Origin of the sequence: Pseudonocardia sp. ICBG162 (assembly GCF_020496225.1) — a bacterium.
Classification (GTDB): domain Bacteria; phylum Actinomycetota; class Actinomycetes; order Mycobacteriales; family Pseudonocardiaceae; genus Pseudonocardia; species Pseudonocardia alni.
In genome coordinates, this window is sequence record NZ_JAHLJD010000001.1 from 1 (window position 1) to 12315 (window position 12315).

Genomic DNA, 12315 nt, shown 5'->3' on the forward strand with positions numbered 1-12315 from the left:
CGGCCCAGGCGGAGACCTCGGCCGGCGTGCCGACCTCGAGGCCCTCGTCGGCGGCCTTCTGCCGGGACTTGGAGCCCTCGGGCAGACCGATCTTCACCTCGACCCCGGAGTCACGCAGGGACAGCGAGTGCGCGTGCCCCTGGGAGCCGTAGCCGATCACGGCGACCTTGCGGCCCTGGATGATCGACAGGTCGGCGTCGGCGTCGTAGTAGATGTTGACACTCATGGCTCTGGGACGGTTCCTCTCGGAGGTTGTGTAGCGACGACTGTCTAGCGGACGGCCGCGGCGGTGATGGACCGGGGCCGCGGCCGACGGCCACCATCCCGGACTTCACCATCTCGCGGATCCCGTAGGGCTCCAGCATGCGCAGGAGCGCGTTGAGCTTGTCGGCCGACCCGGTGGCCTCGACCGTGACCGCCTCCGGGGAGACGTCGACGACCTTGGCGCGGAACAGCTGCACGGTCTCGACGACCTGGCTGCGCACCGTGGCGTCGGCCCGGACCTTGACCAGCAGCAGCTCGCGCTGCACCGAGGCGTCCGGCTCCAGCTCGACGATCTTGATGACGTGCACCAGCTTGTTGAGCTGCTTGGTGACCTGCTCCATCGGGAGCTCGTCCACCTCGACGACGATCGTCATGCGGGAGACGTCGGGGTGCTCGGTCGGGCCGACCGCGAGCGAGTTGATGTTGAACCCGCGCCGCGAGAACAGCCCGGAGACCCGGGCCAGGACACCCGGCTTGTCCTCGACCAGGACCGAGAGGGTGTGGAGCTCGCTCACTTCTCGCCCTCCAGGGCCTGCTCGGTGACGTCGGCGACCGCGTCGACCGACGCGGCCAGCTCGTCGTGCTCGAACTCCGGCCGGATGTCGCGCCGGACGTTGATCTCGTCGTTGCTCGTGCCCGCGGCGACCATCGGCCACACCTGGGCGTCGGCACCGACGACGAACTCCACGACGACCGGCCGGTCGTTGATCTCCATGGCCTGGTGGATGACCCGGTCGACGTCCTCCTTGGACTCGACCCGCAGCCCCTCGCAGCCCATCGCCTGCGCGAGCATCGGGAAGTCCGGGATGCGCAGCTTGTGGGTGTTGAGGTCGGTGTTGGAGTACCGCTCGCCGTAGAACAGGTTCTGCCACTGGCGGACCATGCCGAGGTTGCCGTTGTTGATGACGGCGACCTTGATCGGGATGCCCTCGATCGCGCAGGTGGCGAGCTCCTGGTTGGTCATCTGGAAGCAGCCGTCGCCGTCGATGCACCAGACGACGGCGTCCGGCTCGCCGACCTTGGCGCCCATCGCGGCCGGGACCGCGTAGCCCATGGTCCCGAGCCCGCCGGAGTTCAGCCAGGTCCGCGGCTTCTCGTACTTGACGAACTGCGCGGCCCACATCTGGTGCTGGCCGACGCCCGCGGTGTAGATCGCGTCCGGCCCGGCGATCGCGCCGATCCGCTCGATCACGTACTGCGGCGAGAGCGCGCCGTCGGTCGGCTCGTCGTAGCCGAGCGGGTAGCGGTCGCGCAGCCCGCCGACCTGCTTCCACCAGGCCGACAGGTCCGGCTCACCGTGCTCGGCGCGGTCCGCACGGACGGCCTCGACCAGGTCGGCCAGGACCTCCTTGCAGTCCCCGACGATCGGCACGTCGGCGCGCCGGTTCTTGGAGATCTCGGCCGGGTCGATGTCGGCGTGGATGATCTTCGCCCCGGGGGCGAAGCTCTCCAGCTTGCCGGTGACCCGGTCGTCGAACCGGGAGCCGAGCGCGACCAGCAGGTCGGACCGCTGCATCGCCGCGACCGCGGCGACGGTGCCGTGCATCCCGGGCATGCCCAGGTGCAGCGGGTGGCTGTCGGGGAACACACCGCGCGCCATCAGGGTGGTGACGACGGGCGCCCCGGTCAGCTCGGCCAGCTCCCTGAGCTCCTCGGCGGCCTCGGCCTTGAGGACACCGCCGCCGACGTAGAGCACCGGCTTGGCCGACTCGCGGATGAGCCGGGCGGCCTCGCGGATCTGCTTGCCGTGCGGCCGGGTCGTCGGCCGGTAGCCGGGCAGCTGCAGCTCCGGGGGCCAGGAGAACGTGGTCTGCTCCTGCAGCACGTCCTTCGGGATGTCCACCAGGACCGGGCCGGGCCGGCCGGTGGACGCCAGGTGGAAGGCCTCGGCGATCGCGCGCGGGATCTCCGTCGCGTCGGTCACCAGCATGTTGTGCTTGGTCACCGGCATGGTGATGCCGGTGATGTCGGCCTCCTGGAAGGCGTCGGTGCCGATCAGCGGCCGGGTCTGCTGACCCGTGATGGCCACCAGCGGCACCGAGTCCATGTGGGCGTCCGCGATCGGGGTGACCAGGTTCGTGGCCCCCGGCCCGGACGTCGCCATGCAGACCCCGACCCGGCCGGTGGCCTGCGCGTAGCCGGTCGCCGCGTGTCCGGCGCCCTGCTCGTGGCGCACGAGGATGTGACGCACCTTCGTCGAGTCCAGGAGCGGGTCGTACGCGGGCAGGATCGTCCCGCCGGGCAGCCCGAAGACGACCTCGCAGCCGATCTCCTCGAGCGAACGCACCAGGGACTGGGCGCCGGTCATGGGCTCGTCCACGATGCGCGGGCCGGGCACGGTGGTCTCACCGGGTGCCGGGGCCGCGCTGCGGGACGTGCCGGAGGCCGCGGACCGGCCGGGCGGCGGGCCCGGCTTCGGGCCGGGCGAGCCGGGCTTGGCGGGGACGGTGGTCATCTGGGTCTGCCTCGCTGGAGATCGTGTCGATCAGATGCCGGACATGGGCTGGACTCGGAGCTGGACATGAAAAAACCCCCGCCGCCCGGCACTCCGGGCGCTGCGAGGGTGAGCGCGTCGTCGTTCGAGAAGGTCGAACTCAGGCGACGACGCGCCCAAGAAGTACGAGAATTCGAACGGCGAACATGCATCGACGCTAGCACGCGTCCCACGGACGGAGTCAAACGACCCCACCCGTCCGGGCCGTGGGGTCACGGTCCGGATTTGTCACACTGGGGTCGTGAGCAGCACCGACGACCGCGCCGTCCCCCCCCGACCCCGCCTCCGCCGACCCGCAGCCGGCCCCGGGGGCGTCCCAGCAGGTGGACAGCGAGCTGGCGTGGACCCCCCGGGTCCGCGACGAGGGCCGCAAGCTCCGCGTGGGCTCGCGCGCGCTGGTGTTCAAGCCGAGCCGGCTGACCATCTTCGCCATCCTGGTCGCGGTCGTCGGGTCGACGCCGCTGGTGTTCAGCCTGCCGTGGTTCTGGGTCGTGCTGCTGGCCCCGGCCGCGGCGATCGCCTGGATCCTGCGGGTCCGCACCACCGTGGACCCGGAGACGCTGACCGTCCGCGGCGCGTTCTCCTCCCGCACCGTGGACTGGGACGACGTGCGCGGTCTGCGGATCGGCTCGCGCTCGCGGGTCAGCGCGGTGCTGGGCGAGGACGACGCCCTCGTCCTGCCCGCGGTGCACGCGCGCGACCTGCCCGCGCTCTCGGTCGCCAGCGGCGGCCGGTTCGCCGACCCGGCCGCGGTGACCGACCCGGAGGATCCGGCCGAGGGTCACTGACGCCCGTCGCGGGGCGTACGGTTGCGGGCGATCGGCCCGCCGGCCGGCGGGACGCGACCCGCCCCGCCGCCGTCGCGCCGCACCCCCCGGGCGGCTCGTGCCCACGCTCCGCGACGCGCCCACCGGGGTCCCTCACGAACCACCACGGAAGACCCGGCTGGAGAAGACCGATGCCCGCCCTGCGTTCCCGCGTCACCACCCACGGTCGCAACGCCGCCGGAGCGCGTTCGCTCTGGCGCGCGACCGGCATGGGCGACGACGACTTCGGCAAGCCGATCGTCGCGATCGCCAACTCCTACACCCAGTTCGTGCCCGGCCACGTGCACCTCAAGGACATGGGTGACCTCGTCGCGGGCGCGATCAAGGAGGCGGGCGGGGTCGCCAAGGAGTTCAACACGATCGCCGTCGACGACGGCATCGCGATGGGCCACGGCGGGATGCTCTACTCCCTGCCCAGCCGCGAGATCATCGCCGACGCGGTCGAGTACATGGTGAACGGCCACGCGGCCGACGCCCTGGTGTGCATCTCCAACTGCGACAAGATCACGCCGGGCATGCTGAACGCCGCGATGCGGCTGAACATCCCGACCGTGTTCGTCTCCGGCGGTCCGATGGAGGCCGGCAAGGCGGTCGTCGTCGGCGGGGTCGCGCAGGCACCCACCGACCTGATCACCGCGATCTCGGCGTCCGCGTCGTCCGAGGTGGACGAGGCCGGCCTGGCCGAGGTCGAGCGCTCGGCCTGCCCGACCTGCGGGTCCTGCTCCGGGATGTTCACCGCGAACTCGATGAACTGCCTCACCGAGGCGCTCGGGCTCTCGCTGCCGGGCAACGGCTCCACCCTGGCCACGCACGCCGCGCGCCGCGAGCTGTTCCTGAACGCCGGGCGCACCGTGATGGACCTGGCGACCCGCTGGTACCGCGACGACGACGCGTCCGCGCTGCCCCGCAACATCGCCACCCGCGAGGCGTTCGAGAACGCGATGGCGCTCGACGTCGCGATGGGCGGCTCCACCAACACGGTGCTGCACATCCTGGCCGCCGCCCAGGAGGGCGAGATCGACTTCGACCTCGCCGCGATCGACGCGATCTCCCGGCGCGTGCCGTGCCTGAGCAAGGTCGCGCCGAACTCGGACTACCACATGGAGGACGTCCACCGGGCCGGTGGCATCCCCGCCCTGCTGGGCGAGCTGTGGCGGGCCGGGCTGCTCAACACCGGGGTGCACACCGTGCACTCCCCCACGCTGGAGCAGTGGCTCACCGAGTGGGACATCCGGTCGTCGGCCCCGTCGGAGACCGCGGTCGAGCTCTACCACGCCGCGCCGGGCGGGGTCCGGACCACGCAGGCGTTCTCGACGGAGAACCGCTGGTCCTCCCTCGACACCGACGCCGCGGGCGGGTGCATCCGCGACCTCGAGCACGCCTACTCCGCCGACGGCGGCCTGGCCGTGCTGCGCGGGAACCTCTCGGTCGACGGCGCCGTGATCAAGACCGCGGGCATCCCCGAGGACATCTGGGAGTTCGAGGGCCCGGCCGTGGTGCTGGAGAGCCAGGAGGACGCCGTCTCGGCGATCCTCAAGAAGGAGATCAAGCCCGGCGACGTGCTGGTCATCCGCTACGAGGGCCCCTCGGGCGGGCCGGGCATGCAGGAGATGCTGCACCCGACCGCGTTCCTCAAGGGTGCCGGGCTGGGCAAGGTCTGCGCCCTGATCACCGACGGCCGGTTCTCCGGCGGCTCGTCGGGCATCTCGGTCGGCCACGTCTCCCCCGAGGCCGCCGCCGGCGGCACGATCGGGCTGGTGGAGAACGGCGACCGGGTCCGGCTCGACGTCCGCGCCCGGTCCCTGGAGCTGCTCGTCGACGCCGAGGTGCTCGCCGACCGGCGCGCCAAGATGGAGTCCTCCGAGCGGCCGTGGCAGCCCGTCGACCGGCAGCGCGTCGTGTCGAAGGCCCTGCGCGCCTACGCCCACATGGCGACCAGCGCCGACACCGGGGCGGTCCGCCGCATCCCCTGATCAGCACGTCCCGACGGCCCCGGTCCGCGCCCTGCGGACCGGGGCCGTTCGCGTCTAGGTTGGTTGTCATGGCTACCGGAATGCGTCTCGGAACCCGCCGTCTCGGCGACCTCACCGTCTCCGCCCAGGGCCTGGGCTGCATGGGCATGAGCCAGGCCTACGGCGACACCTCCGACCGCGCCGAGTCGATCGCGACGATCCACCGCGCCCTGGACCTGGGCGTCACCCTGCTCGACACCGCGAACGTCTACGGCGACGGCGCCAACGAGGAGCTCGTGGGCGCCGCGATCGCCGACCGCCGCGACCGCGTGGTCCTGGCGACGAAGTTCGGCATCGTCCGCGACGCCGCGGGCAACCAGGGCGCGCAGGGCGACCCGGCCTACGTGCGGCGGTGCGCCGAGGAGTCGCTGCGCCGCCTCGGCGTCGACCACATCGACCTCTACTACCAGCACCGCGTCGACCCGGACACGCCGATCGAGGAGACCGTCGGCGCGCTCGCCGGGCTGATCGAGGAGGGGAAGATCCGCCACTACGGGCTCTCCGAGTGCGGCGCGGACACCGTCCGCCGCGCCCACGCCGTGCACCCGCCCGCCGCGGTGCAGTCGGAGTGGTCGCTGTGGACGCGCGGCATCGAGGAGTCGGTCGCGCCGACGTGCGCCGAGCTGGGCATCGGCGTCGTGCCGTTCTCCCCGCTCGGACGCGGCTTCCTGACCGGCGCGATCACCTCGACCGGCCAGCTCGGCGAGGGCGACATGCGCCGCGGTCTGCCCCGCTTCTCCGACGAGAACATGGCCGCGAACCTCGCGATCGTCGAGGCGCTCACCGCCATCGCGCAGCGCCGCGGGGTCACCGCCGGGCAGCTCGCGCTGGCCTGGGTGCAGAGCCGCGGGGAGCACGTCGTGCCGATCCCGGGGACCAAGCGGCGGACCTACCTGGAGCAGAACGTCGAGGCCGCCGTGCTGGAGCTGTCGGCGGACGAGCTGGCCGAGATCGAGGCGGCCGCCCCGTCGTCGGCGGTGGCCGGGGAGCGCTACCCGGCGCACCTGCAGCGCAACGTCGGCCGCTGAGCCGGGCGCCCGGCCGTCGTCTCAGCCGGAGGCGGCGGCCGCGGCGCGGCGCTGTCCCGCGGCCTGCGCCCGCCGGGCGTACAGCACGGTCCAGCCGATCAGCACGCCCAGCACCGCGAGCGGGACGACGGCGTTCACCACCACCATCGTCGCGACCGGGAGCCGGTAGGTCAGCACGATCCGCACGACCGCCTCGGCGACCAGCACCACGCCCCACACCGCGGTGAGCACGCGCTGGGTGCGGCGGAAGCCGGCGTACTGCCAGAGCCCGTCCCACCAGGCCACCCGGGCCGGGTCACCGCCGGTGGCGAAGCGACGGCCGAACCAGAACATCAGCGGGCGCGGGAGCAGCACCAGCGAGCCCAGCAGGAGCAGGCCGAGCACGCCCGTCGTCGCGGACTCCTTGAGCAGCAGGATCCGCGGGTCGGAGAACACCAGCCCGACCACGGCGCCGACCACCAGGAACACCAGCACGAGCACGCCGAACTCGTCGATCCGGCGGCTGCGCAGCCAGGTGATGCCGATGTCGAGCAGCGGCCCGATGCTCCCGGCGAGCAGGGCGGGGACCGGGCCGACCCCGCGGTCGGTGAGGACGTCGTAGACCACCACGGGCACCGCGATGCTCAGCACGATCATCTGCGCCCAGGACAGTGCCTGCCCCATTCCGTTCCGGCCCGCTGCCTCTACCATCGGTTCCCCCGAACTGGACGGAATGGTTCACGACCGTGAGCAGAGGTGTAGAGCTGGGCGCGCTCGTGGCAAGGCGCAACCCGACGAGCGGTGTGGTCGCGTCGCTGCTGCGCGTCGCCGGTCGTGACGAGCTGCCCGCCGCCGTGCTCGTCGGGCTGCTGGGCGATCTCGGCATGCGCGAGCCCGCCGCGCGACGGCTGCTGGCCCGGATGCGCGAGGACGGCCAGCTCGCGGGCCGGCGCGACGGGCGCGCCGTGCACCTGCGCCTCGACGGCCCGTTCGGGGCGGCGGTCCGGCGCCTCGGCGACGACCTCGGCGCCCGTCCCCCGGAGTGGACGGGCTCGTTCCGGGCACTGCTGCACGCCGTCCCGGAGCAGGAGCGGGCCTACCGCGACCGGCTGCGGCGCACCGCCGTGCTCGCCGGGTACGGGGTGCTGCAGCCGGGCGTGCTCATCGCGGTGGCCGACCGCGGCGCCGAGCTCGCCGAGGTGCTGGCCGACGCCCCGCCCGGTGCCCGGGTGACCGTGGCCGGGCTCGCGGTGGACACCGCCGAGGCGGCCCGCGTCGCGGTCGGGGCGTGGGACCTCGACGGGGTCGCGGCCGTCCTGGCCGGTCACGCCGACCGCCTGGCCGCCGCCGCGGCGTCGCCGCCCGGGGGCGGTGCCGGGTGCCTGCGCCGCCTCGTCGAGCTGACCAACCCGGTGTTCGTCGACCTGGTCCGGGCGCCGGCGCTGCCCACGGTCCTGCTGCCGCCGGACTGGCCCGCCGCACGTCTGGTCGACGAGCTGCGCGGCGTGCTGGACCGCTGCGTCCCACCGGCACACGCCCACGTCCGGGCCCGGCTGGAGGCGGCAGGCGTGGGGTGACGAGGCGGACCCGATGTTTGCCGGTCCCCCCGCGGCGGACATCCGTCGGATAGGAGCGCGACCCGCGCCACCCCACGACGGAAGGGCACCATGACCGCCTACGTGACCACGAACCCCGCCACCGGGAAGACCGAGAAGACGTTCCCCGAGCTCGACGACGCGGCGGTCTCCGACGTCCTGGGCCGCGTCACCGACGCCTACCCCGGGTGGCGCGCGACCCCGGCCGCCGACCGGGCACGGATCCTGGTCCGGGTGGCCGAGGCCTACGAGGCCCGCAGCGACGAGCTGGCCGCGCTGATCGCGACCGAGATGGGCAAGCCCGTCAAGGAGGCAGCGGGCGAGGTCGCACTGGCCGCGTCGATCTACCGCTGGTACGCCGAGCACGGCCCGGACCTGCTGAGCAGGGAGACCCTGGACCCGCAGGGCGCGCAGGAGTCGGTGGTACAGACCGAGCCGATCGGGCCGCTGGTCGGGGTCATGCCGTGGAACTTCCCCTACTACCAGGTGGCGCGGTTCGTCGCGCCGAACCTGGTCGTCGGGAACACGATCGTCCTCAAGCACGCCCCGATCTGTGCCGCCTCGGCCGAGGTGATGGACGAGATCTTCCACACCGCGGGCGTCCCGGCCGACGTCTACGTCAACGTCTACGCGACCAACGAGCAGATCGCCGACATGATCGCCGACCCGCGGATCCAGGGGATCTCCCTGACCGGCAGCGAGCGGGCCGGTGCCTCGGTCGCCGAGACGGCGGGGCGCAACCTGAAGAAGGCCGTCCTGGAGCTGGGCGGGTCGGACGCGTTCATCGTCCTCGACGACGCCGACGTCGCCCGCACCGCGAAGGTCGCCGCCCGGGCCCGCCTGATGAACGGCGGCCAGGCCTGCAACTCCCCGAAGCGGATGATCGTGCCGACCGACAAGGTCGAGGAGTTCGTGTCGGTGCTGGTCTCGACGTTCGAGGCCACCGAGCACGGCGACCCGACCGACTCCGGCACCCGGCTCGGCCCGCTGTCCTCGGTCGCGGCGCGCGACGGCGTCGCCGAGCAGGTGCGCCGCGCCGTCGAGCAGGGCGCCACCCTGCACACCGGCGGCGAGGTGCCCGACGGCGACGGCGCGTTCCTCCGCCCGGCCGTGCTGACCGGCGTCACGAAGGACATGGACGCCTACTCCGAGGAGATCTTCGGACCGGTCGCCGTGGTCTACGGCGTCGACTCGGTCGACGAGGCGGTCACGCTGGCCAACGACGTGAGCTACGGGCTCAGCGGGTCGGTGTGGAGCGGCGACATCGAGCGCGCGCAGGAGATCGCCGACCGGCTCGAGGTGGGCATGGCCTACGTCAACGAGCACGGCACGACGCTGCCCGGGCTCCCCTTCGGCGGGGTGAAGCGCTCCGGCTTCGGCCGTGAGCTGGGCCGCTGGGGCATGGGCGAGTTCGTCAACACCCGGCTGCGTCGCACGGCCAAGCCGAAGGGCTGAGCCGGGATCAGCCGCGGCGGGCGGTGGCGAGCAGGTCGCCCAGCTCGTCGAGGGCCGCGGCGGCGACCCGGACCATCGAGGTGACCCGGTCGGGGTCCTGGTGGTCGGCGGCGAACGGCAGGAACTGCACGTGCGCCGCCGCCCGCGCCCACGCCGTCTCCACCGCGACCATGGCGGGCGGGTCCGGCGCGCCGAGCGCGGTGTGCAGGGTGTCCCGGTAGACCGCGGGCACCGGCGACGACGGCGCGTCGGCCGGGCCGTCGGACGGGGGCGCGGCCAGCACCACGACGTCGAGCGACCCCACCGCGACGCGGGCATTGCCCCAGTCCAGCAGCACCGCACCGGCCGGACCGGCGACGACGTTGCCGCGGTGGGCGTCGCCGTGGCACAGGGTGCGGGGCAGGGCGCGCAGCGCGGTGCGGGCGCGGTCGTCCCCGGCCCAGGCCACGACGGACGCGGCCGCGGCGTCGTGCCCGGCCGCCGTCAGCCGGTCCGCGGCGTGCCCGCACAGCCGCGCCCACCAGGCGTCGTCGACGACGGGGACGCCGCGCGGCCGGTTGCGCCGCCAGTGCGCGTGGACCAGCGCGAGGGTGCGCCACACCTCGTCGGGTACCGGGGCCCCGGCCGGCAGCGGCGCGCCGGGCTCGTGGTCGAGCAGCACCCAGCCGTCGCCGGAGCCGAGCATCCGCGGCAGCCGGACGGACCCGTTCACCACCGCGACGGCGCGCAGCGCGGCCGTCTCCACCGCCCCGGTGTGCTTGAGGACGACCGCGGTGCCGTCGTCGAGGTCGATCCGCTCGGCCCCGCCGGAGGCGTACCCGCCGGTCAGCGGGGTCCGGGCCCGCACCGCGAGGTCGCGACGGCGGCGCCGGGCGAGCGGGCGCAGCCACGCGTCGTCGGCAGGGGTCACCGGCGCAGCACGAACAGGACCAGCAGCGACACCGCGACCGCGACCAGCAGCGACAGCACCGACCACGGCAGCGGGCGTCGCTGATAGGTGCGCCCGGCGTCGAGGGCGATCCGCCCGGCCCCGGCGAACACCAGCGCCGCGGCCCCGGCGCCGAGCAGCAGGTCCAGCTCCAGGGAGTTCGCGCCGTCCGAGGCGAACAGCGGCACCGACAGGGCCGGCACCAGCGCCACCACCACGGCGACGACCTTCGTCGCGAGCAGGCCCGCCGCGGCGAAGGGCGTCAGCAGCCCCAGCACGAGCAGCACGCCGAGGACCAGCTGACCGACCGCGAGCACCCAGGCCAGCGGGCCGGCGAAGGACGTGAACCCGGCGTCGGCGAGCGCGGTCGCGCTGGCGTCGAGGCCGATCCCGCCCGCGACGCCGAACAGCTTGCGTGCCCCCGCCGCGGCGAAGGACGCCCCGACGACCAGCCGCAGCACGAGCAGCCCGATGTCGGAGGAGAGGTGGGCGGGGACCGGCATGCGCTCCGGGCGGGTCTTCTCCGCCGGTTCGTCGCCGGAGATGTTGCCCCAGTCGTACTGCTGCGTGGGCCCGCTCATGGTCGGCGACAGTACCGGCGCGCGCCTAGTAGGCGCCGGTCACGAGGTTCGGCGGCGCGTCACCGGCGGCGAACGCCGCGAGCTGCTCGGCCGCGACGCCGTAGGCGCGGCGCATCGCCAGCGGCACGCTGCCGCCGACGTGCGGGGTGAGCAGCAGTCCGGGCGCCGACCACAGCGGGTGGCCCGCGGGGAGCGGCTCGGGGTCGGTGACGTCGACGGCGGCCCGGATCCGCCCCGAGGTCAGCTCCGCGACCAGCGCGTCGGTGTCCACCACCGGCCCGCGCGCGCCGTTGACGAGCAGCGACCCGTCGGGCATGGCGGCCAGGAAGCCGGCGTCGACCATGCCGCGGGTCTCGTCGGTGAGCGGGACGATCAGCACGGTCGCGTCGTAGTGCGGCAGCAGCGCGGGCAGCTCGTCCCAGCCGTGGACGCCGTCGCGGGCGGTGCGCCCGACCAGCGCGGTCTCCACCTCGAAGGGCTCCAGACGGGCCCGGGTCTTCTGCCCGACGTCGCCCGCGCCGACGATGAGGATCTTCTTGCCGGCCAGCTCCTCGGTCTGGTGGTAGTCCCACTCGCCGCGGTCCTGGGCACGCACGAATCGGTCCAGGTGCCGGTAGACGGCCAGCAGCACCGACACCACCCACTCGGCGGTGGCCCCGCCGTGCGCGCCGCGCCCGTCGGAGAGGCCGACGCCCTCGGGCAGCCGCCCGATCCACGTCTCGGCGCCCGCGGTGAGCAGCTGCACCAGCTCCAGGTTCGGGACCTGCTCGATGATCCCGACCGCGTCGGAGCCCGCCAGGAACGGCGCGACCAGCACGCGGGCGTGGGCGGCCTCGTCGGGCAGCGGCTTCTCCGGGTCGTAGACGACCGGATCCAGGCCGTCCACACCGGACAGGATCTCGGCTCCGACGGTGTGCGGCACCAGGACGGTCACGGGGCTGCTCATGACGCCCGACCGTACTCACCGGGCACTCACCTCGCGGGGCCTAGCCTGGTTCCTCGTGACCGCCCGGCTGCTGCTGATCGTCGCGACGCTCGTCGTGCTGCTGAGCGGCTGCGCCACCTTCCCCGACGCGGGCTCCCGCGACTGGCGCCCGCAGGCCGAGGGCGAGGGCGAGCTCGGCGGGCCGCCCCGGGTGGCCCGGAGGAGCA

At 73.9% G+C, this 12315-nt stretch carries 10 protein-coding genes and 2 pseudogenes; 5 read left to right on the plus strand and 7 right to left on the minus strand.

The window, feature by feature from the left end; translation table 11 throughout:
* From KPL60_RS00005 to KPL60_RS00015, 3 genes and pseudogenes are all read right to left on the minus strand, one after another.
* Positions 1-226 (minus strand): annotated as a pseudogene (locus KPL60_RS00005) (ketol-acid reductoisomerase); the annotation flags it as partial.
* A 44-nt stretch (positions 227-270) separates the two neighbouring features.
* Positions 271-779 (minus strand): annotated as a pseudogene (gene ilvN, locus KPL60_RS00010) (acetolactate synthase small subunit).
* Entirely contained in the window at positions 776-2719 is a 1944-nt protein-coding gene (locus KPL60_RS00015) for an acetolactate synthase large subunit (protein WP_226364473.1), read from the minus strand. The pseudogene ilvN and the gene KPL60_RS00015 overlap by 4 nt, the downstream one beginning before the upstream one ends.
* A 362-nt stretch (positions 2720-3081) precedes the next feature.
* Between KPL60_RS00015 and KPL60_RS34365 the strand changes: the two genes are divergently transcribed.
* The 3 genes from KPL60_RS34365 (at position 3082) to KPL60_RS00030 (ending at position 6625) form a co-directional block, all read left to right on the plus strand.
* Positions 3082-3546, plus strand: coding sequence for a PH domain-containing protein (locus KPL60_RS34365; protein WP_226364474.1), 465 nt, complete (start codon positions 3082-3084; stop codon positions 3544-3546).
* A gap of 170 nt (positions 3547-3716) precedes the next feature.
* Entirely contained in the window at positions 3717-5558 is a 1842-nt protein-coding gene (gene ilvD / locus KPL60_RS00025; protein WP_226364475.1) for a dihydroxy-acid dehydratase, read from the plus strand.
* Between the two features lie 68 nt (positions 5559-5626).
* Positions 5627-6625 carry an aldo/keto reductase gene (locus tag KPL60_RS00030; protein ID WP_226364476.1) on the plus strand — a complete coding sequence of 333 codons (999 nt, stop codon included), beginning with the start codon at positions 5627-5629 and terminating at the stop codon, positions 6623-6625.
* 21 nt (positions 6626-6646) lie between these two features.
* Here the strand turns inward: KPL60_RS00030 and KPL60_RS00035 are convergent, their stop codons facing one another.
* The gene (locus KPL60_RS00035) at positions 6647-7288 is read right to left on the minus strand and encodes a VC0807 family protein (RefSeq protein ID WP_226364477.1); all 642 of its coding nucleotides are present in this window, start codon (positions 7286-7288) and stop codon (positions 6647-6649) included.
* Between the two features lie 62 nt (positions 7289-7350).
* Here KPL60_RS00035 and KPL60_RS00040 point away from each other — a divergent pair, with 62 nt between their 5' ends.
* Both KPL60_RS00040 and KPL60_RS00045 read left to right on the plus strand, forming a co-directional pair.
* Positions 7351-8181: a hypothetical protein gene (locus tag KPL60_RS00040; protein ID WP_226364478.1), complete on the plus strand. Its 831-nt coding sequence runs from the start codon at positions 7351-7353 to the stop codon at positions 8179-8181.
* Positions 8182-8271: 90 nt separating this feature from the next.
* Positions 8272-9654 carry an NAD-dependent succinate-semialdehyde dehydrogenase gene (locus KPL60_RS00045; protein ID WP_226350207.1) on the plus strand — a complete coding sequence of 461 codons (1383 nt, stop codon included), beginning with the start codon at positions 8272-8274 and terminating at the stop codon, positions 9652-9654.
* Between the two features lie 7 nt (positions 9655-9661).
* Here the strand turns inward: KPL60_RS00045 and KPL60_RS00050 are convergent, their stop codons facing one another.
* From KPL60_RS00050 to KPL60_RS00060, 3 genes are read right to left on the minus strand one after another with little or no spacing between them, the layout of a single operon-like run.
* Positions 9662-10564 carry a phosphotransferase gene (locus KPL60_RS00050; protein ID WP_226350206.1) on the minus strand — a complete coding sequence of 301 codons (903 nt, stop codon included), beginning with the start codon at positions 10562-10564 and terminating at the stop codon, positions 9662-9664.
* Positions 10561-11163: a DoxX family membrane protein gene (locus KPL60_RS00055; protein WP_226350205.1), complete on the minus strand. Its 603-nt coding sequence runs from the start codon at positions 11161-11163 to the stop codon at positions 10561-10563. Before KPL60_RS00055 ends, KPL60_RS00050 begins: the two co-directional genes overlap by 4 nt.
* Positions 11164-11188: 25 nt before the next feature.
* A complete protein-coding gene (locus tag KPL60_RS00060) occupies positions 11189-12109 on the minus strand; it encodes a 2-hydroxyacid dehydrogenase (protein ID WP_226364479.1) in 921 nt (306 codons plus the stop codon).
* Between the last annotated feature and the right edge of the window lie 206 nt (positions 12110-12315).

Excerpts from the sequence above, each read along its gene's own strand:
- KPL60_RS00060 (WP_226364479.1), bottom strand. The coding sequence starts at position 12,109 with ATGAGCAGCCCCGTGACCGTCCTGGTGCCGCACACCGTCGGAGCCGAG.
- KPL60_RS00015 (WP_226364473.1), bottom strand. The coding sequence starts at position 2,719 with ATGACCACCGTCCCCGCCAAGCCCGGCTCGCCCGGCCCGAAGCCGGGC.
- KPL60_RS00030 (WP_226364476.1), top strand. The coding sequence starts at position 5,627 with ATGGCTACCGGAATGCGTCTCGGAACCCGCCGTCTCGGCGACCTCACC.
- ilvD (WP_226364475.1), top strand. The coding sequence starts at position 3,717 with ATGCCCGCCCTGCGTTCCCGCGTCACCACCCACGGTCGCAACGCCGCC.
- KPL60_RS00045 (WP_226350207.1), top strand. The coding sequence starts at position 8,272 with ATGACCGCCTACGTGACCACGAACCCCGCCACCGGGAAGACCGAGAAG.
- KPL60_RS00035 (WP_226364477.1), bottom strand. The coding sequence starts at position 7,288 with ATGGGGCAGGCACTGTCCTGGGCGCAGATGATCGTGCTGAGCATCGCG.
- KPL60_RS00055 (WP_226350205.1), bottom strand. The coding sequence starts at position 11,163 with ATGAGCGGGCCCACGCAGCAGTACGACTGGGGCAACATCTCCGGCGAC.